Genomic DNA, 24,339 nt, shown 5'->3' on the forward strand with positions numbered 1-24,339 from the left:
ACGGCCATGAAAACACCAGCAGCGGAGCCATGCCGGCATGAATTTTTTCGGGGGGGGTGTCCCGGCCTTTGGATTGCATGTGTCACGCCAGAGAACGGAACACCCCGTGGGACGAGCGGCAGTGACCCGGGGGGTGTAGTTCCCTCCGGTGGCGCGGGCTGAGCAGAGCATTCGCCCCCGGATGTCCGGGGCGCGTGGGGAAGGCTCCCTGTTCGGCAGGGGGCCGGAATCAAGCCTTGGCGGCCAGGAGCTCGACTATGAATTCGGCACGGCTGCGCGGGTGCGGCGGTGTCAGACGGCTTCGGCCAGCAGTGCTTCGGGCAGGATCTCGATGCCCAGCCCGTCGCCATCGGGGGCGCGCAGCCGTCCGTCGCGCAGCTCCAGCGGGGTTTTCAGCACCGTGTCGCCCAGCGGATTCATCCCGATCCAGTATTCGCAGGTCATCGTGTTCGGCATCGCCGCGCCCAGATGGGCCGAGGCGGCGACGGCAATGGCCGATCCGATGCTGACATGGGGGGCGAAGGCGACGCCGAAGCTGTCGGCCAGTTCCGCGATCCGGCGGCATTCGGTGATCCCGCCGGCGCGGCAGACATCCGGCTGCACCAGGTGCAGGGCGTCGCGGCGCAGGAAGTCCAGGGTTTCCCAGCGGGTCATCAGCGAATCCAGCGCCATCGGGATCGACAGCTGGCTGGCCAGCCGGGCATAGCCCTGCTTGTCCTCGGGCGGGATCGGCATTTCGAGGAAACCGAACTCCAGTTCCTCCAGCGCCTTGCCGATCTTCAGCGCCTGCGGCACGTCATAGCAGCCGGCGGCGTCGGCAAAGAGGTCGAAGCCTTCGCCCAGGGTGTCGCGCAGGGTCCGGGCGCTGCGGATGTCGCCCGGGATGTCGCGGCCGAGGGCCAGCTTGATGGCGGTGAAGCCCCGCGCCCGCAATTCGCGCGCCTGTTCGGCCAGGTCGGCATAGGCCTCTTCCGGCGCATCGCCGGCCAGCGCCGGCAGGCCGCTGGCATAGACCCGGACCGGGTTGCGGAAGGCGCCGCCGAGAAGCTGGTGGATCGGCTGCCCCGTGGCCTTGCCCAGGATGTCCCACAGCGCGATGTCCACCCCGGCGATCGCTTCCAGCCAGAACCCCGCCTGATGCCCGCGCACCCGCATCCCGGCATACATCTTTTCCCACAGCAGCGTGGTGTCGCGCGGGTCGGCCCCGATCAACAGCGGCGCCAGCAGGGAATCGATGATCTGCCTGGTCGCGATCGCCGCCACCGGGGCCTTGGCCTCGCCCCAGCCGACCAGGCCATCGTTGGTGGTGATGCGGACGATGACGGTTTCGATCCGGTCCGAATAGATGAAGGTGCGGCGCTGCTTCGGCGGGTATTCGGCCGAGATCGTCATCGTCTTCGGCGCCATCTTCCAGGCCCTGGCGCCCCAGTACTCCTTGGTGTCGATCGGTTTGGCCCGGATCGCGAAGGTTTCCACGGTCTCGATCTTCATTCTGTGCATTCCATCATCAATAGGGGGCCCTGGCCCCAGGGAAATCGGCCGAAGGGCCGGGTGGCATAGGTGGAGTATTGTCCGACGGGTGTCGCTTCGCTGACCCGGCCGAGAACGCCCCGCGCATCGGTCAGGCCGCGAACCCCCCGGACCGCCGCGGCCAGCGGGGCGGCGTCGGCCACCGGATCCGGGGCGTGGCGCAGCGCGATCACGAACATCGCCGCAAGGGTCGGCTCGGCATGGCTCTCGGGCCGGTCCACCACCATGTGCCAGAGCCCGTCCTCGCGTTGCAGCGGCAGCAGGGCCGCGACCATGGAGGTGAAGCGGTCGCGCAGCTCGGCCCAGCCCTCGGTCGAACGTGGCGCCAGGGCCAGCACATCGGCCATGCCCATCAGCGCCCAGCCCATGCCGCGCGACCACAGATGTCCGTTGCGGCCGGCGTGGGTGTCGTAGCCATGCGATGCCAGCCCGCCTTCACCCTGCAGGCAACGCAGATGCGCCAGGGTCAGCGCGACGGCGGTCCGGTGCCGGTCGGGATCGCCGGTCACGGCGCCCAGATGCGCGAACAGCGGCCCGATCAGATCGACCGAGTCGATCCAGATCTGATGCTTCCACCCCGCCTGATGGGCCCGCACCAGCAGCGCGCCCTCCGGATTGCGCGGCATCCGCAGGTGCATCTCGGCCAGGGCTTCGGCGGCGGCCAGATAGCGCGGGTCGCCCCGCCGCCGGTAGAGCGCCAACAGGGCCCGGCCCGGAGCCGGATGATGCTCAGGGCTGGAACCGAGCCCGTTGCCGATGGAAGACAGGCAGAGGGCCGCGACATGCTGTTCCCATTGCGGCGCATCAAGGCGGCGGGCGGCTTCGAGCAGCGCGTCGAGGGCGATCGCCTCGCCAAAGCTCCATTGGCGGAACGGCCAGTCCGCGGTCGCGGCGGCGATGGTGGCCAGATCGGTCATGTGGCGGCTCCGGGTGTGCCGAGGGTGCGGGAGCCGGGCAGGAACAGCGCCAGCCCCGCCGCGACGATCAGGCCGATCCCTGCCCATCCGGCGGCGTTCGGATAGACGCCCCAGATTGCCGCATCGAAGAACAGCGCCCAGAGGATGCTGGAATAGCGCAATGGCGCGATGGTCGCGACACTGGCGCGGCGGAAGGCGAAGAGGATCAGGGTATTGGCCCCCAGAAAGCCCAGTGTCGAGATCGCGATCAGGCCCAGGTCACGCGGGGCCGGGGTGCTCCAGACCGTGTTCCGGGCCAGCACCAGCGCGATGACGCCGATCAGCATCGAGGACAGAAAGACCGATTTCAGCGGATCGGCGGCGGTCGGCATCGCGCGGGTCACGATGTCACGCGCCGCATAGGCCAGGGTCGAGATCACCGCCAGGACCAGCCCCGGGGCCGAGACCGCCCCGCCGGGCTGCAGGATCAGCGCCACGCCGACAAAGCCGGTCGCCAGCGCCGCCCAGGTGATGCGCCGCATCGGTTCGCGCAGCACCAGCGCCGAAAGGGCGGTGGTGACAAGCGGCAGGGTCGCGTGGATCGTGGCCAGTGTCGCCAGAGGCAGGCGAAACACCGCCAGTGCAAAGGTCAGCCCGGCCAGGGCATCGACGCCGGCCCGCATTGCGCCGTGCCGGCCCAGGGGCCCCCGGATGCCGTGCCGGTAGCGCAGGCCCAGGATCAGCGCCAGCAGCGCCATGACCGCCATCGCGCGCATCGCGATGGCTTCGGCACTGGCCAGCCCCTCGGCCAGCTTCAGGAACACGCTGGCCAGCACCCCGGACAGCAGCGCCGTCAGCGCCAGCGGGATGCCGTGGCGGGAGGGCGCTGCGGGGGTCACGCCGGGGGGTGTCCTGCCTGATCGGCACGCATCGGGATCATTCTCCGTCCAGATGCCGGCGCAGGAATGCGGCGGCATTGCGGGCGGCATCGACGGCCTCCGGCAGCGCCGCGCCCAGGTTCTGCCAGCCGTGCCAGGCCTTGTCATAGATGTCGAGCTGCGCCGTCAGGCCGGCTTTCGTGGCCGCCTCGACGACGCGCCGCGCATCGTCGAACAGGATTTCCTCGGAGCCGACCTGGACCAGCATGGCGGATGTCACGCCGCGCCAGTCCGCGAAGACTGGCGAGATCGTCGGCAGCCGCGGGTCGGTGCGGCCGGCATAGTCGGCGGCGAAACGGTCGAGATAGGGTTTGGTCAGTTCCGGATCGCGGTCGGCCCGTGTCTGCATCGACTCGCCCGATTGGGTCAGGTCGGCCCAGGGAGAGATCGGTACCAGCGCGCCGGGCTGCGGCCCGCCGGCATCGCGGCAGGCGATGGCAAGGGCCAGCGCCAGCCCGCCCCCGGCGGAACTGCCGCTGACCACGATCCGCCCGGGCGGGTGGCCCTGTTGCAGCAGATAGGCCCAGGCCATGCGGGCATCGTCCAGCGCCGCGGGATAGGGATGTTCCGGTGCCACCCGGTAATCGACCGACAGCGCCCGCGCTCCCGAGGCCCTGCAGAGCCCGGACAGCGCTCCGTGGCTGGCGGCGACATTGCCCTTCACATAGGCGCCGCCGTGGAAGAACAGCCAGACGATGTCGGTCGTCACCTCGGGCGGGGTCAGCCAGACCGCAGGGACGCCGCCCGCATCGACCGTTTCCAGCCCGACCGAAGGGTCCAGCACCTGATCCCGCACCCCCGCGTCCAGCTTGGCGCGCATCTCGGCGAGAGACTGGGTCTGTTTGGCGATCTTCTCGGACTCCGCGTGTTTCTGCGCCAGAGCCGCCTCGATTTCCCTGCTTGCCAACTTGCCGTCCTTTCAGCTGGTGAACTCGATCCGGTTTCCGTCCGGATCGGAGATGAAGAAATAGCGCACGCCGCTGGCCCCGGTCTGCGGGGCCTCTGCCGCCAGGCCCATCGAAATGAGCTGCGCGTGGGTCCGGTCGGCATCCGGGACCGAAAGGCCGATATGGCCGCCGCCGGGGACAGGGTCGGCACCGCGGATCAATTCGATGAAGAAGTCTCCCAGCCCCATCTGCTGCAGCACCGGTCGCCCCCGATCGTCGGGCTTTCCGAACCCGCGACGGAAGCCGAGCCGTTCATAGAACCGGATCGCGGGTTCCAGCTCGCGGCAGGGAACTGCGACATGGCGCAGCGCGACCGATCCGGGGGCAAGCAGAGCCGTCATGCCTCAACCCGGGATCGCACGGGCGAGGGCGGCAAGCCCGGCCAGCCGGGCGGCCGAGGCGTCGATCACCTCATGCGCGATGCCGCGATGTCGCAGCGCCAGACCATAGCGTTCGGCGGCTCCGCCGCCGGCAATCAGAAGCACCCGGTCCTGATCGCGGAACCGCGCGGCATCCGTGATTTCCGCCCCGATCACGACGCCGGACAGATAGGCGCCCACATCCTCGGGCTTCAGCCGTTCCAGCAGCACGGCGGCGCGGGCGGTGAAAGCGGCGTTCGACAGTCCGAGCCCGGCCACCCGGTCCAGTCCCGCGGTGAAGGCCGCCGCGTCGAAACCCTCGCCCTCGGCCAGGGCGCCGACGAGGCTGCGGTTGCGCAGGTGGTCGTAGAGATCGCCGGTCACATAGGTGGCAAAGCCTGTCATCCGGCCCCGCTCGGCCCGGGCCCATTTGGCGTTGGTTCCCGGGATGCAGAAGGCCGCCGAGTCGATCCCTGCCACGGCCAGTGCGCCCAGCACCTGGACTTCCTCGCCGCGCATCACGTCGCAGTCGATCCCCTGACGCCGGACCGATCCGCCCGGCACGATGGTGACGCTGTGGCCGGCGGCTTCGACCCGTTCGGCCCTGGACACCAGATCGGCGATTTCGAAAGGGCAGGGCACATAGTCGGTCTCGACCCAGTTGCCGCGTCCGCCGACCATGCCGGACAGCAGCACCGGTGCATCCGGATAACGCGCCAGCCAGGCGCCGCAGCCTTCGGTCAGGACATCTGCATGGCGCCCCCGGGCCTCGGCCAGGCCGGTGGGGCAATGGTGCCTGGCCTGCACCTCGGCCGTCCGGCCATCGATCGCGGCGAGGTCCAGCCCGCCTTTGCCCCAGCTTCCCGCGATCACGGTTGTCGCTGTCATGTTGTCCTCCCGATCCCGGCCTCTCCCGCAGCCGAGCGTATTGACAGGCTACCGAGTCGGCAGATACGCTTCAAGTATGAAAACCAGTTCTCATATATAGGGAAAACAGATGGCATTTGCTGGCGTCCTGCCCATCGTCCCGACACCTTTTCTGCGCGATGGCCAACCCGACCATGCCGGTCTGCGGGCCATCGTGGATGATGCGATTGCGGCCGGGACTTCGGCGCTGGTCTACCCCGGGGTGGCGAGCGAGGACGTGCATCTGACCGCCGAGGAGCGGGCCGACTGCATTCGCCTGGTGGCCGAGGCCGCCGCAGGTGCCGTGCCCCTGATCGCGGGCGTCAACAGTGCCGATCCGGCCGAGATGGTGAAGCTGGCGGAAACCGCCGCCGGCCTGGGCGCAGGCGGGATCATGGCCATGGCGGTGCCGAGCATGGCGCCGGATTTCGCGGGCTGGTTCAACAGGATCGGCGCGGCGACCGGCGGTCTGCCGATCATCCTGCAGAACATGGCCGGGCCACGCGGCGCGGCGCTGAGCGTCGAGGCGATGATCGACCTGGCCAAGGCGGTGCCGGCGATCCGCTATGTCAAGGAAGAGACCGTGCCCTCGGGGCCCGGCGTCTCGGGCCTGGTGGCCGGGGCGAGCGGTGCGCTGGACGGGGTGATCGGCGGCGGCGGTGCGCGCTATCTCTTCGAAGAGCTTGAGCGCGGCGTCATCGGCACGATGCCGGCGATCGAGCTGTTGCGCCTGCATGTCGCCCTGATGCGGGCCCATGCGGCCGGGGATCGGGCCCGGGCGCTTGACCTGTGGGAGCGTTCGGTGCCGCTGCTGCTGATCCAGGCGCCCTACCGGATGCGGCTGACCAAGCTGATCCTGAAGCATCGCGGCCTGATCTCGCATGACGGCGTGCGCGAGCCGCTGCCGGAAATGGATGACCGGCTCGAACGGCTGGTGATCGAGCTCTACGAAAGGCTGCCGGCCGAGGCCCGCGAGTTATCCGCGGCGGCAGGGACGGTGGCGCATGGCTGACCGGATCACCTCCCTGGACTGCTTCTTCTTCGAGCGGCCGCGCGACACCCCCTATCTGGGTGCCCTGGCGCCGGACGATCTGAAGCTGGGCGACCATTACATCGTCCGGGCCTTCAACGGCACCGTCTATCCGCACAACGACCGTTCGGTGGTGGTCCGGGTGCGCGACAGTCAGGGCCGCGAAGGCTGGGGAGAGACCTATGGGCTTGTCGCGGCCAAGGCGACGGTCGAGATCATCCGCGACATCTTCGCCCCCTATGTGATGCAGGTCGATGTGGATGATCCGGCCCGGGTCTGGGACGGGTTCTACAACCTGATGCGGGTGCGGGGTTATTGGGGCGGCTACTATGCCGATGCGATGGCGGCCGTCGATACCGCGCTGTGGGATCTCAAGGGCCGCCGCGAGGGCCGGACCCTGCGCGCGCTTTTGTCCGACAGGCCGCTGGACAGCCTTCCGGCCTATATCTCGGGCCTGCCCGGCGATACGGCCGAGGCCCGCGACGAGATGGCGACGGGCTTCCGCGATCAGGGGTTCGACAGTCTCAAGCTGCCGATCTCGGTGGCCCCCGACAGCATCGTGGACGAGGTCGCGCGGCTGCGGCAGCTGCTGGGCGAGGAGCACCGCATCGCGGTGGACATGCATTGGGCCTTCGAGGTGGACACCGCCATTGCCTTGATCGAGGGGCTTTCCCGGCACGGGCTGTGGTTTGCCGAAGCGCCGATCATGCCCGAGGATGTCGTCGGCCAGTCCGCCGTTGCCGCCGGGATCGGCGTGCCCCTGGCCCTGGGCGAGGAATGGCGCACCGAATGGGACATCCGACCCCGGATCACGGGTCGGGCCTGCTCGATCGTGCAGCCCGAGATGGGCCATACCGGCGTCACCCAGTTCATGCGGATCGGCAGGCTGGCGAAGGGCGCGGGCATGCAGGTCGTACCGCATGCCACCGTCGGTCTCGGCATCTTCATGTCGGCCAGCCTGAACGCGGCGGCGGCCCTGGGCGCCGAAGCCCATGAATATCAGCACTCGATCTACGACCGGAATGCGGCCCTGCTGGATGGCGCCGCCGCCTGCACGACGGGACGATACGCAATGCCCGAGGCCGCCGGACACGGAGTCACGCCGAACGAGGAAGCATTCCGCTTTCTCGAACTGATACACTAGGGAGGAACAAAGTCATGAATCTGAAGGCTCTTGCAACCGCCGGGACGATGGCGCTGAGCACCTTGCTCGGCTCGACCGCGGTCAACGCCGAAACGCTGACCTTCGTGTCCTGGATGAAGGACGAGAAGGGCTATGGCGACTGGTGGAACGAGGTCATCGCCAAGTTCGAGGCCGACCATCCCGGCGTCACCATCGAGATGACCAAGGTGGCGCGCGCCGAATATGCCGACACGATGTTCACGATGTTCGCCGGCGGCAACCCGCCCGACATCGTCCATCTGGCCGCCTTCGAATATCAGCCCTTCGCTGATACCGGCTGGATGGAGGATCTCGGGCCGTGGTTCGAGAAGGCCAACTTCGACCTGACCGGCTGGGCCGGCCAGGGAACCTGCGAATGGAAGGGGCAGACCTACTGCCTGATGCTGCTCTACACCTCGTACATCCTTGCCTATAACGACAAGCTTCTGGCCGATGGCGGTGCCGCCCTGCCGACCGACTGGGACAGCTTCCTGGATGCAGCCCGCAAGGCGACGCGGGACACCGACGGCGATGGCGTGACCGATGTCTATGGCGTCGCGCTGGATACCACCATCGGCACCACGATGATGGGTGACCTGCTGAACTTCGTGCTGGATGCCGGCGGCAGCTGGACCAAGGACGGTCAACCGACCTTCGACAGCCCCGGCGTGATCGAGGGCCTGCAACGCTGGAAGACGCTGGTGTCCGAAGGGCTGACGCCGAACAACACCGGCTCGGGCGACCTGCGCCAGCTGATGAGCGAGGGCCGGATCGCCATGCGCATCGACGGACCCTGGATCTACAGCGCCACGCGCAAGGCCGGGCCGGATGTCATCGACCACCTGAAGCTCACCCAGTCGCCGCTGGACCCGCCGGTCGGCGGAACCTCGAACGTGATCGGGATGCCGTCGAGCCTCTCGCCCGAGAAGAAGGAACTCGTCTGGGACTTCATCATGCTGGCCGGCAGTGCCGAGATGCAGGACCGCTTTGCCACGCTGGGCCTGTCCCCGGCGCCGCGCCCGGGTCTCGACTACACCGAGCAGGAGAAGTCAGTTCCCTATTTCGATCTCTATGCCGCAGCCAACAAGCGGGCCGCGGATGCCGGGATCGACCGGATGCCCAAAGGTCTGGAACTGGAGTATAACCAGGTTGCCAAGATCGTCGGCGAGGAAGTCCAGCGGATGGTGATCGAGGATCTCGATCCGGCCGCAACGGCCGCGACCATCCAGAAGCGCGTCGAAGAACTGGTCGCCGGCTGAGCCGCGCGTCACGACGACCCCGGCCGGAGCGATCCGGCCGCGGTCCCCTTTTCGACCGGGAGTTCCAATGATCGACTTCAGCAGTCCGCGACACCGAGCGAAGTTCGGCTACATGTTGCTGGCACCGGCGACGATCCTGATGGCGGTGATCGTCGTCTATCCGATCCTGCTGTCGGTCAACATCAGCATGCAGGACGTGCGCATCGCGGATATCGCGAAATCGGAGCCCTGGACCTGGAAGAACTATCGCTGGCTGGTCAAGTCGGGCGAGTTCTGGAACGCGATCAGCGTCACCTTCTGGCTGGTCCTCTTCGTCGCCTCGGTGTCGCTGGCGATCGGGCTTTCGACGGCGTTGCTGGTGAACCAGCGCTTCAAGGGGCGGACCCTTGCGCGGTTGCTGGTCGCATTGCCCTGGGCGGTGCCGGAAGTCGTCGCCGCGGTGATCTGGGCCTGGATCTATGACGGGTCCTTCGGCATCCTGAACTGGTTCCTGCTCCAGCTGCATGTCGTCAAGTCCCCGGTGGAATTCCTGGCGGACCCGACGAGCGCCTTTTTTGCCGTCGGCGGGGCGATGATCTGGAAGGGCTATCCCTTCATGTCGATCATGCTGCTGGCCGGCCTGCAATCCATCCCCGAGGAACAATACCAGGCGGCCAAGGTCGATGGCGCCTCGACCTGGGCGCGCTTCGTCTATGTCACCCTGCCGGGCATCGCGCCGGTGGTCGGCGTCACCGTGGTGATGACGACCCTATGGGTGTTCCGCGACTTCTCGATCATCTACGTGCTGACCAAGGGCGGCCCGCTGGGCTCGACCAGCACCCTTTCGATCCTGACCTGGGAGCAGTCCTTCGCCTTCTTCCGCATGGGGCACGGCGCGGCGGTCGGCGTCGTCACGATGGTGCTCTGCCTGCTGATCAGCCGGGCGCTGGTCGGACGTTTCGCCCAGAACGTGCATTAGGGGGCGATGATGAAACAGAGCATTCTGGGCAGGTTCGGTATCTACGCAACCCTGACGGTGATCTGCGGCATCCTGCTGTTTCCGGTCTACTGGATGGCGATCACCGCGCTTCAGCCGGTCAACAAGCTGCGCCAGTATCCGCCGGAACTGTTCCCCTCGGACCCGCAATGGGGGGTGTTCCGCGAGCTGCTGGCCCGCCAGCCCTTCGGGTTGTGGATGTGGAACTCGACGCTGGTCGCGCTTGCCACGATGATCCTCTCGCTGTCGGTCTCGGTTCTGGCGGCCTATGCCCTGTCGCGCTACCGGCTGCGTGCCGGCGCCTCGATGGGGCTGTTCATCCTCACCTCGAAGATGCTGCCTTCGACGCTGCTGGTGATCCCGTTGTTCGCGGTCTTCACCAAGCTGGGGCTGGTCGGGTCGCTGTGGTCGGTGGTGATCGCGCAGGCGACCCTGATTGCGCCCTTCGCCACCTGGATGCTCAAGGGCTATTTCGACACCATCTCGCCCGAGCTGGAACAGGCCGCTCTGGTTGACGGTTGCAGCCCGTTCGGCACGATCTGGCGGATCATCCTGCCGGTCTCGGCGCCCGGTCTGGCGGCGACCGCGCTCTATGCCTTCGTGCTGTCGTGGTCGGATTTCCTGTTTGCCCGCACCTTCCTGGCCACGTCGCAATCGACCTGGACGCTGAATGTGGGCATCGCGACGCTGAAGGGCGAATATGAAACCGATTGGAACGTGATCATGGCGGCCTCGCTGCTGGCTTCGATTCCGATCATCATCGTCTACCTTGTCCTCGAGCGGTTCCTGGTTTCAGGTCTCGCTTCGGGGTCCGAGAAATAGGGGCCGCGCGTGGCAACCATCGAATTTCGCAATGTGTCCAAGACCTACGGCGGCGGGGCCGTCGCGCTGAGCGATTTCAGCCTGTCGGTCGCCGATGGCGAGTTCTGCGTCTTTGTCGGCCCCTCGGGCTGCGGCAAGTCCACGGCGCTGAAACTCCTGGCTGGGCTGGAGGCAACCAGCGGCGGAGAAATCCATATCGGCGGCGAGAATGTCACCGACCATGGACCCGGCAAGCGCGACATCGCCATGGTGTTCCAGAACTACGCGCTCTATCCGCACATGTCGGTGCGCTCGAACATCGGCTTCGGGCTGAAGATGCACGGCGTGCCGCGGGCCGAGGTGGCCCGCAAGGTGGAGGAGGCGGCGGCGCTGCTGGAGCTGACCGACTATCTCGACCGCAAACCGCGGGCGCTGTCGGGCGGGCAGCGGCAGCGGGTCGCGCTCGGCCGGGCCATCGTGCGCGAACCGAAGGCCTTCCTGATGGACGAGCCTCTGTCCAACCTCGACGCCAAGCTGAGGGTCCAGACCCGGTCCCAGATCGTCATGCTGCAAAGGCGGCTCGGCGTGACGGCGATCTATGTCACCCATGACCAGACCGAGGCGCTGACCATGGCGGACCGGATCGTGGTGATGCGGAAGGGCCTGATCCAGCAGGTCGGCAGCCCGGACGAGCTGTTTCACCATCCCGCCAACATGTTCGTCGCCGGTTTCATCGGATCGCCCGGGATGAACTTCTTCCGCGCTCCGATCGAACGCGACGGCGAACAGGTCTTCCTGACCTTCTGCGGCGCCCGGATGTCGCTGAACCCCGCCGCCGACCTGTCGGGGCTGGGCGACGAGGCGGTCTTCGGCATCCGGCCCGAGCATGTTGTGATCGGCGAGGCCGCCGGCGGCCCGGCCCTGACCGTCGATCTGGTGGAGAGCCTCGGGACCGAAAAGGTCTTGCACCTGGCCCTGCCCGACGCCTATCGGATGTCTCTGGCGGGAACCGATCTGGGCGGAGAGAAAGGCGATGTGCAGCGCGAGGGGCTTCTGGTCCGGGTCATCGACGACCGCAGCTTCCGCGCCGGCGAGTCGCTGCCGGTGCGTTTCCCGGCCGACAAGATCCATGTCTTCGACCCGCGTAGTCACCAGACGGTAGGTTGACGTGAACGACCCGAGGTTCGAGCAGATCGCCGAGACCTGGCCCGGTGCCGGGACGCTGGTGAAGGGCATCCAGATCATCGAGGAACTGGCCCGCGCCGCCCGGCCGATGAGTTACAGCGAGCTGATGCGGGCGACCGGCCTGTCGAAGGCGACGCTCTATCGGCTGCTCGGGGCGCTGGTGGAGTTCCGCTACCTGCAGCAGGACAACAAGGCCTATCGGCTGGGCCCGCGCTGCATCGAACTGGGCCAGCACGCGCTCTCGGCCTTCGATGTCCGCAGCGCCGCCGCGCATGAGGTGTCGCGGCTGGCGGAAGAGTTGGAAGAGACGGTCTCGCTGGTGGCGCTGGATGGCGCCAACGTCATGTATATCGACAGCCGCCGTGGCGCCAATCCGCTGTCGGTCGGCATCTCCATCGGCCGCACCCTGCCGCTGGCCCGCTCGGCCTCGGGCAAGGCGATCCTGTCGAACCTGCCGCCGCACCGGGTCAACAGCCTGCTCTCGGGCCTGCCCGAGTCCGAGCTGGCCGACCTGCTGGCCACGGTCGCGATCAGCCGCTCGCGCGGCTATGCGATCGGCCTCTCGCATACGCTGCCCGGGGTGACGGTGATCTCGGCGCCGATCCCGGGCCGCGACCACGAGGCCAGCGCGGCGCTTGTCGTCTCGGTGCTGACCGACCGCGCCCCGGCCGAGCGCCAGCACACCATCGGCCGCGACCTGATGGAAGCCGCGCGCCGCGTCACCGGCAGTATCGGAGCCGCGCCATTGAGCATCACCCCGAACCCGCGCCGCAGCCAGCATATCGAGGAGGGGCTGCAATGCATCCTCGCCTGCGGGGCGGTGCTGGGGGAAGGGCCGGTCTGGAACGCCGGCACCGGGACGCTCGACTGGGTGGATGCGCTGGCGCCGTCGATCCATGCCTTCGATCCGGCCAGCGGCGAGGACCGCCAGGTGAAGGCGCCGGGGCTGGTCTCGGCGGTGCTGCCCTCGCGGACATACGGCCGCGTCGCGTTGACCCAGAACGGGCTGGAGGCCTTCGATCTGGACAGCGGCAGCTTCACGCCCCTGCTGAACCCCGAAAGACATCTGCCCGGCAACCGCTTCAACGACGCCAAATGCGACCGGCGCGGGCGGCTCTGGTCGGGCAGCATGAGCCTCGACGCCTCGATGCCGACCGGCTCGCTCTATCGTTTCGACAGCGCCAGTGCCGCGGTGGCCCTGGACGGCGGGTTCCAGGTCTCGAACGGCATGGGCTGGAGCCCGGACGACAAGACCTACTACTTCGCCGACACCGGGCTGCACACGGTCTTCGCCTATGATTTCGACCTGGACGAGGGCCGCATCTCGAACCGGCGGGTCTTCCTGCAATTCGCACCCGATCAGGGGCGGCCGGACGGATTGTCGGTGGATTCGCAGGGCTACCTCTGGGTCGCGCTCTGGGATGGCTGGCGGGTGGCGCGCTATGCGCCCGACGGCCAGCTGGACCGGGTGATCGACATGCCGGTGCCGCGCCCGTCGAGCTGCTGTTTCGGCGGCCCGGACCTGAAGACGCTCTACATCACCAGCGGCCGGGTCCGGTTGTCGCGGCAGGATCTGGAAGAGGCACCGCTGTCGGGCGGCCTGTTCGCGATGCCGGTCGAGGTCGCCGGGCAGCCGACAACGGAGTTCCGGCCATGACCATCTGCTATCCGGAATTCGACGGCCGAACCGTCGTCGTCACCGGGGCCGCCGCCGGGATCGGCCGGGCCACCGCGCTGGCCTTCGCGGCCCAGGGGGCGCAGGTGGCGGCACTCGACCGCGACGCCGCGGGGCTCGAGAGCCTGGTGTCCGAGGCCGAAGGCCGGGTTGCGACGGCCGTTGCCGACGTCGCCGATGCCGATGCGCTTCTGGCGGCGCTCGACCGGGCGCTCGAGGGGCTGGGGCCGGTCCGGGTGCTGGTCAACAACGCCGGGATCGACGACCGCCGCGGCTTCGAGCAGATGACCCTGGCCGACTGGCGCCGGACCCTGGCGATCAACCTCGACCCGCATTTCGTGCTGAGCCAGCGACTGACACCGCAGATGCGCGACGCCGGTGGCGGGGCCATCGTCAACCTGTCCTCGACAGCCTTCATGAAGCTGGCCGCCAACCTGACCAGCTATCACGCCGCCAAGGCGGGGATCGTCGGCCTGACCCGCGGGCTGGCCCGCGAACTGGGGCCGCAGGGCATCCGCGTGAACGCCATCGCGCCGGGACGGGTGGTGACCGAACGGGTCCGCGCCCATGTCGTCACGCCGGAATGGGAGCGCGAGACCAGGGCCCTGCAATGCCTGCCCGAGCTGATCCTGCCCGAGGACATCGCGCAAAGCGCCCTCTGGCTGGCCTCCTCCGGCGCACGGATGATGACCGGACAGGTGCTGATCGTGGATGGCGGCGTGGTCTGACGGCCTGCCCCATGGCGGGGCCACGCTCGGCCGGGCTGGGCGGCGGCGCATGGAACAGGGCTTCGACCAGACCCTTGTCATCGCGGCGTATCGCGACGTAATTGGTCGGGCGGTCGGCAGGACGCAGGGGAAACCGGGGCAGGCATGAAGAAGGTTCTCGTCACAGGCACGGCCGGTTTCATCGGCTTCCATCTGGCCCGGTTGCTGCTCTCGGAAGGCTTCCGGGTGCATGGCTATGACGGGATGACGGATTACTACGATGTCCGGCTGAAGCAGCGCCGCCATGCCATGCTCCTGCAGCATGAGCATTTCTCGGCCACCGAGGGGATGCTCGAGGACCAGGCCCGGCTCGACGCGCTGGCCGACAGGTTCCGGCCCGACGTGATCGTCCATCTCGCCGCGCAGGCCGGGGTCCGCTACAGCCTGGAAAATCCGCGCGCCTATCTCGAGTCCAATGTCATCGGGACCTTCAACGTGATGGAGGCGGCACGGCGGCTCGAGGTCGGGCATCTCCTCATGGCCTCGACCTCGTCGGTCTATGGCGCCAATGACGAGATGCCCTTCGTGGAGACCGAGAAGGCCGATACGCAGCTGACCATCTACGCCGCCACCAAGAAGGCGAACGAGAGCATGGCCCATGCCTATGCGCATCTCTGGGGCCTGCCCACGACGATGTTCCGCTTCTTCACCGTCTACGGTCCCTGGGGGCGGCCCGACATGGCGCTGTTCAAATTCGTCGAGGCGATCCTCGATGACCGCCCGATCGACATCTACAACCACGGCGAGATGTATCGCGACTTCACCTATGTCGAGGATCTGGTCCGCGGCATCCGCGGGCTGATCGACGCGGTGCCCGAGCGGCCGGCGTCGAAGGCCGACATCCTGCCGGGCGACAGCCTGTCGCCGGTCGCGCCGTTCCGGATCGTCAACATCGGCAATTCGGAAAAGGTGCGGCTGCTCGATTTCATCGACGCGATCGAGGACAGCCTCGGCAAGAAGGCCAACCGGAACTACATCGAGATGCAGAAGGGCGACGTGCCGGCGACCTGGGCCAATGCAGAGCTCCTGCAGCGCCTGACCGGCTATCGCCCGCAAACCGATTTCAGGGACGGCATCGCAAGCTTCGTGGCCTGGTTCCGGGACTACTACGACAGGTGAGCCCGCCAGGATGCCTTGACCTTCAAGGAGGCACGGGCGCTGTCAGCATCCCGCCCGGTTTCGGGTGTCATGGCCGCCCGGATTTTCCCTGACTCCGGACCGGCCGAAACGCTTTCCGGCATTCGATCAGAGCAGCGAAACGATACGCTCGGAAGTATCCCGGATGTGGTGCTCGATCAAGGCGACGGCCTTGTCCACGTCGTGGTCAAGGGCGGCATCCTTGATCCGGCCGTGCTCATCGAACTTGCTTGCTCCCAGACCCTCGGGCGCTCTCTTGGAAAGAAAACGGTAACGGTCGAGCTGGTCAAACATCAGGGAACGAAGCCGGACGAGCCATTTGCCGGGGCAGGCAATGACGAGGGCTTTGTGAAACTCGCGGTGCCGCTGCACCCATTCCGAGTGACGCTCCATCCGTTCAGCCCAGGACAGCCGCTCGATGAGGGTCAGTCGATGGTGTGCCGCAACCAGATTGCTTTCCCAGTTCTCGTCGCCATGCTGGATCGACTCGGCGAGCGCACGTTTCTCGAGGTCGATGAAATGCGCGGTGATTTCCAGCAGCTCTTCCCGCGAGACCGGAGACACCTTGAACCCCTTGCCCGCTTCCAGGGTCACGAACCCTTCCGAGGCCAGTTGCGTGAGCGCTTCGCGCAGCGTCCCGATCCCCACGTCGTAGCGCTTCGACAGATCCGCAAACTTCAGCTTCTCCATCGGCGCGAAAACGCTGCTGGTGATGTCGGACCGCAGCCGATCAACAAGGGCACGGCCCGCCGATGCATCATCGGTGGTCGATCTCGTGGGGTGTTCGGATGACATGGACAGGGTGTGCTCTGCTTTCTGGTCGTGCGGGTTCGGGTCGGCGCGACAGTACCCCGTCCCGGTCATGTGTTCAATAAATCCACCCCATCTGAACGATCGGGGACCATCGACAATTGCCGCTTGCCATTGAATCCGAAGATGGCCGGTTGCACAAGTATTTTTACAAAGATACCATAACTTTCGAAACATCATGGATATTCTACATGCGATACGTGTCTTTTGCGGTCGATGGCCAAGCATCCTGGGGAGTGTTGCGGGACGAAGGCATCGTTGATCTCGGCGCGGTGATGCCCGACCTGCGGTCCTTCATTGCGGAAGGGTGTCCGAACGCCGCCGAACTTGCCGCACGCCCGGTGAACCACCTTCTCGCTGATGTCGAGTTGTCGCCGGTGATCCCGAATCCATCCAAGATCGTCATGGCAGCGGTCAACTACTTCAAAGCAGACGACGACAGGACAAAGGCGCCTGACTATCCGGTGCTGTTCCTTCGCCTGGCGGAATCGCAAATCGGCCATGAAGCGCCGCTTGTCCTGCCGCGGTGTTCCTCGAAACTGGATTTCGAGGGCGAGCTGGCCGTCGTGATCGGACAAGGCGGCCGGCACATCACGCGCGAAGAAGCGATGGATCACGTCTTCGGCTATGCGATCTACAATGATGGCAGCGTGCGGGACTGGCAGAAGCACAGTCACCAGTTCACGCCGGGCAAGAACTTCAGCGGAACCGGGGCGTTTGGCCCCTGGCTGGTCACGCCTGATGAAATGCCTGCGGCGCCATTGACGCTCGTCACCCGCGTCAACGGGGTCGAGAAGCAGCGTGCCGACACGTCCCAGATGATTTTCGATATCCCCTATCTCATCAACTACATCTCGACCTTCACGCGCCTCGTGCCGGGGGATGTGATCGTCACCGGTACCTGCACCGGCTTCGGATCCTCGCGCAGACCGCAGGAATTTCTCGCGCCGGGAGACGTGGTCGAGGTCGAGATTGACGGGCTCGGAGTTCTGCGCAACGAGGTGCGTGCAGAGGAAGATGCAGCCTTTTTCAACTAACTGCCAAGTTTCGAATATCCTTGAAGGGTCGAAATTGACGTGCTAGTGAAGGGGCATGAAATGTGGAGGTCTGAATCCTGATGGATTATCTTGTGAACGCGATCGGGCATGTCCAACTGAACGTCGTGGACGTTGATGCGCTGGTCAAAGAGTCCACCGAGATTCTGGGGCTGCATGTCACGCATCAGACCGACAAGGAGGTCTGGTTGTCGTGTTCCGGCCGGAAGGCCGAGCTGGTGCTTCATGAATCGGATGAAAACTCTGTACGATCTGTCGGTTTCGACGCGGTATCGAAAGCCGCAGTAGCCGAGGCGGCATCCCGTGTTGAGGACGCCGGGTGCCGGATCGTGTCGAACGAGCCCACGCTCGCCTGTTGTGAAACCGGCGTCGTCTTCCACACCCCGCAGGGCCTGCAGATCGAAGTGCATTCTCCGATCGAGGACGACATCTATGGCCGGCGCCACGCCTCGCCAGGTGTCGGCGCACTGCGCCTCGATCACGTCAACCTGACGTCGCCGGACCCCGCCGAAACGCGGACCCAGTTCGAGCGGATCATGGGCCTGCGCCTGTCCGAGCGGATGGTGGACGACAGCCTCAGCTGGATGCGGGGGGCAAATCGCCTGCACCATTGCGTGGGCATCGTGAAGGGCGATGTCGGCCTGCATCACTACTCGTTCGAGATGGGCGAGTTCGCCGACTACTGCCGCCTTGGTGACCGGCTGGATACCATCGAAAAGAACTTCATCTGGGGTCCCGGCCGCCATCGTCCGGGGGACAACACCTACGCCTATTTCATCAATTCCTGCGGTGCGATGGTCGAATGCTCGGGTGGTATGGCGATGATCCTTGACGATGATCGCTACGAACCCAACGTGATCACGGCCCTCAAGCGCCCGGACAATGTCCGCGTCATGAATGTATGGGGCGAACCCGCGCCGCTGGTCTGGCGCGAGCACAAGTTCCCCTGGGCAAAGCTGGTCTGAGCCGAGGGACCGAGATGCCCAGAATTGGAATACTGGAAGGGTCACTGCGCAAGGCTTCCCTGTCCAGGGCAATAGCGCGCAATGCGGCGCAGCTGGCACCGGAAGGCATGTCCGTCGTGACGCTGCCTTCCACGGACACGCTGCCGCACTTCAACCAGGACGTGCTGGATCGAGGCTTGCCCGATGCGGTCGCGGACTATGCCGCCGCCCTGGCCGAGGTGGATGCGCTGCTGGTCGTGACACCGGAATACAACTGGTCGATTCCGGGGACCCTGAAGAACGCGATCGACTGGATATCGCGCCTCAAGCCCAACCCGCTGGAGGGTATGCCGGCGGCAATCTGGTCGGTATCGCCCGGAATGCTGGGCGGAGCACGGGTGCACGAGGGGCTTCGGCATGTCCTGCTGTCACAAGGGATGCAGGTCATGGCCAAACCCGAAGTGCAGGTCGCGCTTGCCAAGACCAGGATCGATTCCGCATCCGGCCGGATCACACACGAGGAAACCGCCAAGTTTCTTGGCGCGCATCTTGCCGCATTCGACGTCTTTGCCCGCCGCTGGGCCGGCACTTCTTACCCGGAGAACTGACACATGGAACATTCGCTTACCTTCATGTCGGACGGTCTGAAACTGGCCGGCGTCCTGCATGTCCCCGACGACCGCAAGCCCGGAGAGCGTTTGCCCACCTTTATCGTCCTGCACGGCTTCGTCGGCACGAAGGACAAATCGCATGTCGAAATCATCTCGCGGATGATCGCGGATATGGGATATTGCGTCTTTCGCATGGACTTCCGCGGCTGCGGCGAAAGCGAGGGCGCACGCGGCGAGGTGCGTTGCTTCGACCAGGTCGCCGATACCCGGAACGCCGTTACCTTCCTGTCTGAACGTGAAGAGGTGGACCCGGCGCGTATCGGCGTCACGGGGCACAGCTTCGGGGCGGCGGTGGCGATCTTTGCCGGCGGCGTCGATGAACGCATCGCCTGTGTCGTCTCGTTCTGCGGCTGGGGCGACGGCGAACGCAAGTTCCGCCGCCAGCACCCGACACCCGAAGCCTGGGAGAAATTCACCGGCATTCTGGAGAAGGGCCGCAAGCACAAGGCCGAAACCGGCGAGAGCCTGTGGGTATCGCGCTTTGACGTCGTGCCGATCCCGCCCGAACTGCGGGGGAACCTGTCGCCGAAGGCGCAATTCGAGGTTCCGGTGGAAACCGCAATCAGCATGTACAGTTTCCGTGCCGATGACGTCGTCGGGTCCATCGCGCCGCGTCCGCTGCTTCTGTTCCACACCGCGCACGATGTCATCACCCCGATGGAAGAGTCCCTCCGTCTCTTCGAGAAGGCCGGCGCCAATGCCGAGCTGATGATCCCCACCGGCGTGTCGCATTTCCCGGTCTCGGACCAGGACCGGCCGCATACCCAGGCCCTGGTCGAGGCTTGGTTGAAGAAGTTCTTCCCCAGCCCGAAACTGGCAGCAGCATGACCGTCCTGCCTGCTCAGACGCTCGAAAGCTATGCACGCGAGCTGCTCACGGCGGGCGGCTTTGCTCCTGCGCACGCCGAGAATACGGCGCGGGTGCTGGTTTGGGCCAATGCGCGCGGGACGGACTCGCACGGGGTGCTGCGGATCCCGCGCTACATCGACATGATCGACGAGGGCAAGATCGACCCGGTTGCCGTGCCGGAGGTAGAGCGGAGCGAGGGTGCGGTGAGCATCCTCGAAGCTGCCCGTGCGCCCGGTGCATCGGCGATGATCGCGGCGATGGCGGAAGCGATCGCATCGGCCGGTCGCCAAGGCATCGGCTGGTGTTCCGCCCGCAACATCACCCATGCCGGGGCGGTTGGCTATTACGCCCTGGAAGCTGCCAGGCAGGGCTGTCTCGGGATCATCATGACTGCGTCAGGGCCGCTGATGGCCTATCACGGCGCGCGGGTGTCGGGACTATCGACCAATCCGATCTCCATCGCCGTCCCCGCAGACCCGCATCCGATCCTGCTGGACATGTCGACCTCGACCGTGGCGCTTGGAAAGATCATGCATGCACGCGATGCAGGCAAGGCCATTCCCGAAGGCTGGGCCATCGACAAGGACGGCGGTGCCGCCACCGATCCGAACAACGTGGAAACGCTCACCCCGATGAGTGGTCCGAAGGGGTCGGGCCTGTCGTTGATGATCGAGGTGCTGGCAAGTGTCCTGGTCGGCAATCCGGTAATCTCGGAGGCGCTTTCGGGACGCCCGGCGTCGATGAACGGGGTCGCGCTGGCGATCGACCTCCGCGCCTTCGGCGACACGCAGCGTTTTGCCAGGGACATCGCGGCGCTGGTCGCGACGTTGAAAGGCCTGCCGAAGGCCCGAGGGGTCGAAGAGATACTGATGCCCGGCGAACGCGGGTTCGCGATGTCCGAAGCGCGCCTGCGGGATGGCATCCCGCTGGCTGCCGGAACCGTCAAGCGCCTGGGCGCGCTCGCCGGCCGGCTCGGCGTGGTTCCACCGTCAGAGGTGGCGGGAGGCGCCTAGCTGGGACAGGAACGCAAGACTGCCGGCAGGAGGCCCTGGCGTGCCCTGCTTCCGATTTCGGTGGGCATCCCGTTCTTCGGGCTGCCCATCGTCTGCCATCTCGACGCGGCCATCTCCTATGCCCCGCGCGGACGGGCTGGTCCGACATTGCGCGCGAACATGGAACGCCGCCTGCAGACGGCACGGACGGGACCATTCGCGCGACGCCCGGCCCCTGGGGGTGACGTCCACCGCAAGGCGGTCTCGTGACCCGCTTGGACATCCCCCCGAGCGCATGCAAGAGCACCGATACGACTGTCAAAACGGCCAATCCATGGGCCAGAACCGGAAGGGAACAAGCAGATGATATACGAAATGCGGGTCTATACCTGTGCGCCGGGGCAGCTTCCGGTGCTCCTGAAGAGATTTGAAGACACGACATTGAGGATCTGGAAACGACTGGGCATCCGTCCGGCGGGGTTTCTGACCACGGCCGTGGGCCCGAGAAATACGGATCTGACCTATTTTCTGGCCTGGGACAGCCTCGCCGAGCGCGAGGAAAAATGGGGCCAGTTCATGGCTGACGAGGAGTGGTGCAAGGCCCGCGCCGAGCATGTCGCGACCTACGGCGAGGTCGTGACCAATATCGCCACCAGCTTCATGCAGCCAACGGCGTTTTCGACGGGTCTTCTCTAGGACCGGGCCGAAAGGCGCGCAGACAACAGCCATTCGCAGGGGCCCGATGAAGGGCCCCTGCCTGGCGGAGGCTGGCCGGAGGGCTCATGCGGGCGGAGCCTCCGGATGACGAACCGCGCCGGCGGCGGGGCGACGACGCGAAGCGCGGGATCACCGGGGCGCGGATTCACGGTAGGTTTCGACGAAAGCCTCGACGTCAGCGTCGGTGAGGCTTCCGGGAGCGATGTTCTCGAGAACCATCTTCCGCGCGATCTGGGTGAAGGCAAGGTTCAGCGGGGTCGGCACACCGAACTGACGCCCCAGCAGCACGATCTCGCCGTTGAAATAGTCGGTCTCGGTCGTGCCGGTGCCGCGAGTCAGGCTTTGGACCGACGATGTGCCGACCATTTCGATCCCGGGGATCGGCGTGCCTTTCATGAGGGCGCGCCGGGGGCTGTCGGCATCCACATTCTCGATGGTGATCCCGGCCGCCTCATAGGCGGCCTCGGCTTCGGCACGCAGCTTGGCATACCACGGCCCGTGCTGTGCCTTTGCTCCGAGTGCGGCCCCGACGATGTTGGACAGGTTGAGCAACAGCTTGCCGTATTTCACCTGCATGACATCCGGCTTCGGCGTGCAGAGGAAGCCGGCGGCATCCAGCGCGGTCGCCAACGGTTCGACCGACGCATCGTAGCCGGTGGGATAGCGTCCGATGTCCAGAAGGCCCAGCTTCGGCTTTCCGAAGGCGACGACCGTGCCTGGCTCCGTGTATTGCGCGGGCATCAACATCGCCATTCCATGGACATTCGGAAAGAACCGAAGCGCCATGGGTTCGTTGGCAACGCCGTTCTGGGCACAGATGATGGGCTGGCGATAGACCCCCGCCGCCAGGAGGCTTTGCAGCGCGTCGGCAGTGTCGTTGGTCTTCATCGTCAGAAGGATGATGTCGTCGGGGCGCCAATCGACCTCTCCGGCACTCGCCACGACCGGGACAGGCGCCAGCTCGGCGCCGAGATGTGAAACGACCCGAAGCCCGCCCTGCCGCCGGACCGCGTCCAGCATCCGACCCCGTGCGATCCCGATCACCTCGGTTCCGGTCAGGGCCAGCCGGGCGGCGATGGAACCACCGATGGCTCCGATTCCGAAAGCAACAACGCGCATGGAACTTCCTTCTACTTGTGGGTTTGGCTGGAAAGGGTGGCCTCGCTGCGGTGCTGTCCCGGACACCGTCCGTCGGGCAGGGCGCCGGGCGGACAACGAACCGTCATTTTCTCCGCTTCCGCAGGAAACCGGCAAACGAGAAAAGCCGCCGTCTGCCGGTCCAGACCAGCAAGAGGATCGTCGCGCCGTAGATCCCCAGTACCAGCGGCGTGTTGAAGAAGGCCGAAACATCACCGCGGGACAGCAGCAGAGTCCTGCGGAAGTTCTCTTCCATCATCGGGCCGAGAACGAAGCCCAGCAGCAGGGGCGGCGCATCGAGCCGGAACAGCCGCGCCAGATAGCCGAAGAGACCAAAGCCGGCGACCAGAAGGATGTCCACGGTTGAGTAGCGCACGCTGTAGACGCCGATGCAGCTGAACACGACAATGCAGGGAACCAGGACCGTATAGGGAATCGAAAGCACCCGGACCCAGAGCCCGATCATCGGCAGGTTCAGAACCAGCAGCATCAGGTTGCCGATCAGAAAGCTGACGATGAGGCCCCAGAAGATGTCGGGATGTTCGATCGGAAAGTTCGGCCCGGGACTGATGCCATGAAAGATCAGGGCGGCCAGCACGATCGCCATCGTCGAATCGCCGGGAACACCAAGGCTGAGTGTCGGAATGAACGCGGTCTGAATCGCCGCATTGTTCGCGGTCTCGGGGCCGGCAACGCCTTCGATCGCGCCCTCGCCGAACTCTTCCGGCGTCTTCGAGCTGTTCCTCTCCACCGAATAGGAGATGAACGAGGCAATGAGACTGCCGGCACCGGGCATGATGCCCATCACCGAGCCCACCGTCATGCCGCGCCCCATCGAGGGGACCGACCGGCGCCACTCGTCGCGTGACGGGAGGAAGTCCCGCATCCGTATCCTGACCTTCGGAGCCTTGGGCGGCGTGGGCAGGGCCAGGTTGCTCAGGACCTCGGGCAGACCGAACAGGCCGATGGCCAGCGCCACGATGGGCATCCCGTCATAGAGCGACATCGCGCCGAAGGTGTAGCGTTCGACGCCGCTGTTGAGATCGATTCCGACCATGCCGATCAACAGGCCGATGGCGGTCATTGTCAGGGCCCGGACAAGCCCGTGATTGGCAAATGCCGATGCCGCGACGATCGCCATGACAATGACGGCGAAATACTCCTGCGCTCCGAAGCTGCGGGCGAAGGCCGCCAGTGGTATCGACAGCGTGGCCAGGACGATCGCCCCTGCGATGCTTCCCAGGAAGGAGGCGATTGTCGAGATGAACAGTGCCACGCCACCGCGGCCCTTCTGCGACATCGGATAGCCGTCGAGACAGGTCACCGCCGTGTTCGCCGTCCCCGGCAGATTCAGCAGGATCGCGGTGGTCGAGCCGCCATAGGCCGCCCCGTAGAAAACGCCGGACAGCATGATGAGCCCGATGGCCGGGGGATAGCCGTAGGTGAGCGGCAGGAGCAGGGACACCGCTGCCAGGACACCGACCCCGGGAAGGACGCCGATCAAGGTCCCGAGCATGACGCCGATCGCGCACATCAGGAGACCTTGCCACGACAGGGCGACTTCAAGACCGAGTTGAAAGCTCTCAAACATAGTCG

24 protein-coding genes are annotated in these 24,339 nt (G+C 66.1%); 15 read left to right on the top strand and 9 right to left on the bottom strand.

The features are described 5' to 3' along the window. Positions 1-291: 291 nt before the first annotated feature. From NUW50_RS10025 to NUW50_RS10050, 6 genes are read right to left on the bottom strand one after another with little or no spacing between them, the layout of a single operon-like run. Positions 292-1,491: a mandelate racemase/muconate lactonizing enzyme family protein gene (locus tag NUW50_RS10025; protein ID WP_258288962.1), complete on the bottom strand. Its 1,200-nt coding sequence runs from the start codon at positions 1,489-1,491 to the stop codon at positions 292-294. Next, positions 1,488-2,447, bottom strand: coding sequence for a glycoside hydrolase family 88 protein (locus NUW50_RS10030; protein ID WP_258288964.1), 960 nt, complete (start codon positions 2,445-2,447; stop codon positions 1,488-1,490). The genes NUW50_RS10025 and NUW50_RS10030 overlap by 4 nt, the downstream gene beginning before the upstream one ends. Further along, positions 2,444-3,325: a DMT family transporter gene (locus NUW50_RS21445; RefSeq protein WP_258288965.1), complete on the bottom strand. Its 882-nt coding sequence runs from the start codon at positions 3,323-3,325 to the stop codon at positions 2,444-2,446. The genes NUW50_RS10030 and NUW50_RS21445 overlap by 4 nt, the downstream gene beginning before the upstream one ends. 37 nt (positions 3,326-3,362) lie before the next feature. Then, the gene (locus tag NUW50_RS10040; protein WP_258288966.1) at positions 3,363-4,271 is read right to left on the bottom strand and encodes an alpha/beta hydrolase; all 909 of its coding nucleotides are present in this window, start codon (positions 4,269-4,271) and stop codon (positions 3,363-3,365) included. A 12-nt stretch (positions 4,272-4,283) separates the two neighbouring features. Next, positions 4,284-4,652: a VOC family protein gene (locus NUW50_RS10045; RefSeq protein WP_258288967.1), complete on the bottom strand. Its 369-nt coding sequence runs from the start codon at positions 4,650-4,652 to the stop codon at positions 4,284-4,286. 3 nt (positions 4,653-4,655) lie between these two features. Continuing rightward, the gene (locus tag NUW50_RS10050; protein WP_258288968.1) at positions 4,656-5,558 is read right to left on the bottom strand and encodes a 2-dehydro-3-deoxygalactonokinase; all 903 of its coding nucleotides are present in this window, start codon (positions 5,556-5,558) and stop codon (positions 4,656-4,658) included. Between the two features lie 109 nt (positions 5,559-5,667). On the opposite strand from NUW50_RS10050, the gene NUW50_RS10055 reads away from it, so the two are divergent. The 9 genes from NUW50_RS10055 to NUW50_RS10095 all read left to right on the top strand — a co-directional run bounded on the left by NUW50_RS10055 (position 5,668) and on the right by NUW50_RS10095 (position 15,550). Beyond that, entirely contained in the window at positions 5,668-6,588 is a 921-nt protein-coding gene (locus NUW50_RS10055) for a dihydrodipicolinate synthase family protein (protein ID WP_258288969.1), read from the top strand. Next, positions 6,581-7,750 (top strand): mandelate racemase/muconate lactonizing enzyme family protein, encoded by a 1,170-nt coding sequence (locus tag NUW50_RS10060; RefSeq protein WP_258288970.1) that lies wholly within the window; start codon positions 6,581-6,583, stop codon positions 7,748-7,750. The genes NUW50_RS10055 and NUW50_RS10060 overlap by 8 nt, the downstream gene beginning before the upstream one ends. A gap of 14 nt (positions 7,751-7,764) precedes the next feature. Continuing rightward, positions 7,765-9,027 (top strand): ABC transporter substrate-binding protein, encoded by a 1,263-nt coding sequence (locus NUW50_RS10065; RefSeq protein ID WP_258288971.1) that lies wholly within the window; start codon positions 7,765-7,767, stop codon positions 9,025-9,027. 67 nt (positions 9,028-9,094) lie between these two features. Continuing rightward, positions 9,095-9,985, top strand: coding sequence for a carbohydrate ABC transporter permease (locus tag NUW50_RS10070; RefSeq protein WP_258288972.1), 891 nt, complete (start codon positions 9,095-9,097; stop codon positions 9,983-9,985). Positions 9,986-9,994: 9 nt separating this feature from the next. Beyond that, on the top strand, positions 9,995-10,825 hold the full coding sequence (locus tag NUW50_RS10075) for a carbohydrate ABC transporter permease (RefSeq protein ID WP_258288973.1): 831 nt from the start codon (positions 9,995-9,997) through the stop codon (positions 10,823-10,825). Between the two features lie 9 nt (positions 10,826-10,834). Continuing rightward, complete coding sequence (locus NUW50_RS10080) at positions 10,835-11,971, top strand: ABC transporter ATP-binding protein (RefSeq protein WP_258288974.1); 1,137 nt, start codon at positions 10,835-10,837, stop codon at positions 11,969-11,971. Position 11,972: 1 nt separating this feature from the next. Further along, positions 11,973-13,646 (top strand): SMP-30/gluconolactonase/LRE family protein, encoded by a 1,674-nt coding sequence (locus tag NUW50_RS10085; RefSeq protein WP_258288975.1) that lies wholly within the window; start codon positions 11,973-11,975, stop codon positions 13,644-13,646. Continuing rightward, the gene (locus NUW50_RS10090) at positions 13,643-14,392 is read left to right on the top strand and encodes an SDR family NAD(P)-dependent oxidoreductase (protein WP_258288976.1); all 750 of its coding nucleotides are present in this window, start codon (positions 13,643-13,645) and stop codon (positions 14,390-14,392) included. Before NUW50_RS10085 ends, NUW50_RS10090 begins: the two co-directional genes overlap by 4 nt. A gap of 144 nt (positions 14,393-14,536) precedes the next feature. Continuing rightward, positions 14,537-15,550 carry an NAD-dependent epimerase/dehydratase family protein gene (locus tag NUW50_RS10095; RefSeq protein WP_258288977.1) on the top strand — a complete coding sequence of 338 codons (1,014 nt, stop codon included), beginning with the start codon at positions 14,537-14,539 and terminating at the stop codon, positions 15,548-15,550. Positions 15,551-15,676: 126 nt separating this feature from the next. Here NUW50_RS10095 and NUW50_RS10100 read toward each other — a convergent pair whose 3' ends face one another. After that, positions 15,677-16,432 (bottom strand): FCD domain-containing protein, encoded by a 756-nt coding sequence (locus tag NUW50_RS10100; protein ID WP_258288978.1) that lies wholly within the window; start codon positions 16,430-16,432, stop codon positions 15,677-15,679. A gap of 137 nt (positions 16,433-16,569) precedes the next feature. On the opposite strand from NUW50_RS10100, the gene NUW50_RS10105 reads away from it, so the two are divergent. The 6 genes from NUW50_RS10105 (at position 16,570) to NUW50_RS10130 (ending at position 21,585) form a co-directional block, all read left to right on the top strand. Beyond that, complete coding sequence (locus tag NUW50_RS10105; RefSeq protein ID WP_258288979.1) at positions 16,570-17,415, top strand: fumarylacetoacetate hydrolase family protein; 846 nt, start codon at positions 16,570-16,572, stop codon at positions 17,413-17,415. A gap of 80 nt (positions 17,416-17,495) precedes the next feature. After that, complete coding sequence (locus NUW50_RS10110) at positions 17,496-18,398, top strand: VOC family protein (RefSeq protein ID WP_258288980.1); 903 nt, start codon at positions 17,496-17,498, stop codon at positions 18,396-18,398. A 14-nt stretch (positions 18,399-18,412) separates the two neighbouring features. After that, a complete protein-coding gene (locus tag NUW50_RS10115) occupies positions 18,413-18,985 on the top strand; it encodes an NADPH-dependent FMN reductase (protein WP_258288981.1) in 573 nt (190 codons plus the stop codon). Positions 18,986-18,988: 3 nt separating this feature from the next. After that, the gene (locus NUW50_RS10120) at positions 18,989-19,876 is read left to right on the top strand and encodes an alpha/beta hydrolase (RefSeq protein WP_258288982.1); all 888 of its coding nucleotides are present in this window, start codon (positions 18,989-18,991) and stop codon (positions 19,874-19,876) included. After that, the gene (locus tag NUW50_RS10125) at positions 19,873-20,910 is read left to right on the top strand and encodes an Ldh family oxidoreductase (protein WP_258288983.1); all 1,038 of its coding nucleotides are present in this window, start codon (positions 19,873-19,875) and stop codon (positions 20,908-20,910) included. Before NUW50_RS10120 ends, NUW50_RS10125 begins: the two co-directional genes overlap by 4 nt. A 342-nt stretch (positions 20,911-21,252) precedes the next feature. After that, entirely contained in the window at positions 21,253-21,585 is a 333-nt protein-coding gene (locus tag NUW50_RS10130) for an NIPSNAP family protein (RefSeq protein WP_258288984.1), read from the top strand. A gap of 150 nt (positions 21,586-21,735) precedes the next feature. On the opposite strand, the gene NUW50_RS10135 is transcribed toward NUW50_RS10130, so the two are convergent. Then, positions 21,736-22,725, bottom strand: coding sequence for a ketopantoate reductase family protein (locus NUW50_RS10135; protein ID WP_258288985.1), 990 nt, complete (start codon positions 22,723-22,725; stop codon positions 21,736-21,738). 103 nt (positions 22,726-22,828) lie between these two features. Next, a complete protein-coding gene (locus NUW50_RS10140) occupies positions 22,829-24,334 on the bottom strand; it encodes a tripartite tricarboxylate transporter permease (RefSeq protein ID WP_258288986.1) in 1,506 nt (501 codons plus the stop codon). Between the last annotated feature and the right edge of the window lie 5 nt (positions 24,335-24,339).

This window comes from Frigidibacter sp. ROC022 (genome assembly GCF_024723735.1).
GTDB lineage: Bacteria > Pseudomonadota > Alphaproteobacteria > Rhodobacterales > Rhodobacteraceae > SLM-1.

What these genes read in the sequence shown, in the direction of transcription:
- NUW50_RS10025 (WP_258288962.1), bottom strand. Translation starts at nt 1,491, where the DNA reads ATGAAGATCGAGACCGTGGAAACCTTCGCGATCCGGGCCAAACCGATC.
- NUW50_RS10030 (WP_258288964.1), bottom strand. Translation starts at nt 2,447, where the DNA reads ATGACCGATCTGGCCACCATCGCCGCCGCGACCGCGGACTGGCCGTTC.
- NUW50_RS10045 (WP_258288967.1), bottom strand. Translation starts at nt 4,652, where the DNA reads ATGACGGCTCTGCTTGCCCCCGGATCGGTCGCGCTGCGCCATGTCGCA.
- NUW50_RS10050 (WP_258288968.1), bottom strand. Translation starts at nt 5,558, where the DNA reads ATGACAGCGACAACCGTGATCGCGGGAAGCTGGGGCAAAGGCGGGCTG.
- NUW50_RS10055 (WP_258288969.1), top strand. Translation starts at nt 5,668, where the DNA reads ATGGCATTTGCTGGCGTCCTGCCCATCGTCCCGACACCTTTTCTGCGC.
- NUW50_RS10060 (WP_258288970.1), top strand. Translation starts at nt 6,581, where the DNA reads ATGGCTGACCGGATCACCTCCCTGGACTGCTTCTTCTTCGAGCGGCCG.
- NUW50_RS10065 (WP_258288971.1), top strand. Translation starts at nt 7,765, where the DNA reads ATGAATCTGAAGGCTCTTGCAACCGCCGGGACGATGGCGCTGAGCACC.
- NUW50_RS10070 (WP_258288972.1), top strand. Translation starts at nt 9,095, where the DNA reads ATGATCGACTTCAGCAGTCCGCGACACCGAGCGAAGTTCGGCTACATG.
- NUW50_RS10075 (WP_258288973.1), top strand. Translation starts at nt 9,995, where the DNA reads ATGAAACAGAGCATTCTGGGCAGGTTCGGTATCTACGCAACCCTGACG.
- NUW50_RS10090 (WP_258288976.1), top strand. Translation starts at nt 13,643, where the DNA reads ATGACCATCTGCTATCCGGAATTCGACGGCCGAACCGTCGTCGTCACC.
- NUW50_RS10095 (WP_258288977.1), top strand. Translation starts at nt 14,537, where the DNA reads ATGAAGAAGGTTCTCGTCACAGGCACGGCCGGTTTCATCGGCTTCCAT.
- NUW50_RS10100 (WP_258288978.1), bottom strand. Translation starts at nt 16,432, where the DNA reads ATGACCGGGACGGGGTACTGTCGCGCCGACCCGAACCCGCACGACCAG.
- NUW50_RS10105 (WP_258288979.1), top strand. Translation starts at nt 16,570, where the DNA reads ATGCGATACGTGTCTTTTGCGGTCGATGGCCAAGCATCCTGGGGAGTG.
- NUW50_RS10110 (WP_258288980.1), top strand. Translation starts at nt 17,496, where the DNA reads ATGGATTATCTTGTGAACGCGATCGGGCATGTCCAACTGAACGTCGTG.
- NUW50_RS10115 (WP_258288981.1), top strand. Translation starts at nt 18,413, where the DNA reads ATGCCCAGAATTGGAATACTGGAAGGGTCACTGCGCAAGGCTTCCCTG.
- NUW50_RS10120 (WP_258288982.1), top strand. Translation starts at nt 18,989, where the DNA reads ATGGAACATTCGCTTACCTTCATGTCGGACGGTCTGAAACTGGCCGGC.
- NUW50_RS10125 (WP_258288983.1), top strand. Translation starts at nt 19,873, where the DNA reads ATGACCGTCCTGCCTGCTCAGACGCTCGAAAGCTATGCACGCGAGCTG.
- NUW50_RS10130 (WP_258288984.1), top strand. Translation starts at nt 21,253, where the DNA reads ATGATATACGAAATGCGGGTCTATACCTGTGCGCCGGGGCAGCTTCCG.
- NUW50_RS10135 (WP_258288985.1), bottom strand. Translation starts at nt 22,725, where the DNA reads ATGCGCGTTGTTGCTTTCGGAATCGGAGCCATCGGTGGTTCCATCGCC.
- NUW50_RS10140 (WP_258288986.1), bottom strand. Translation starts at nt 24,334, where the DNA reads ATGTTTGAGAGCTTTCAACTCGGTCTTGAAGTCGCCCTGTCGTGGCAA.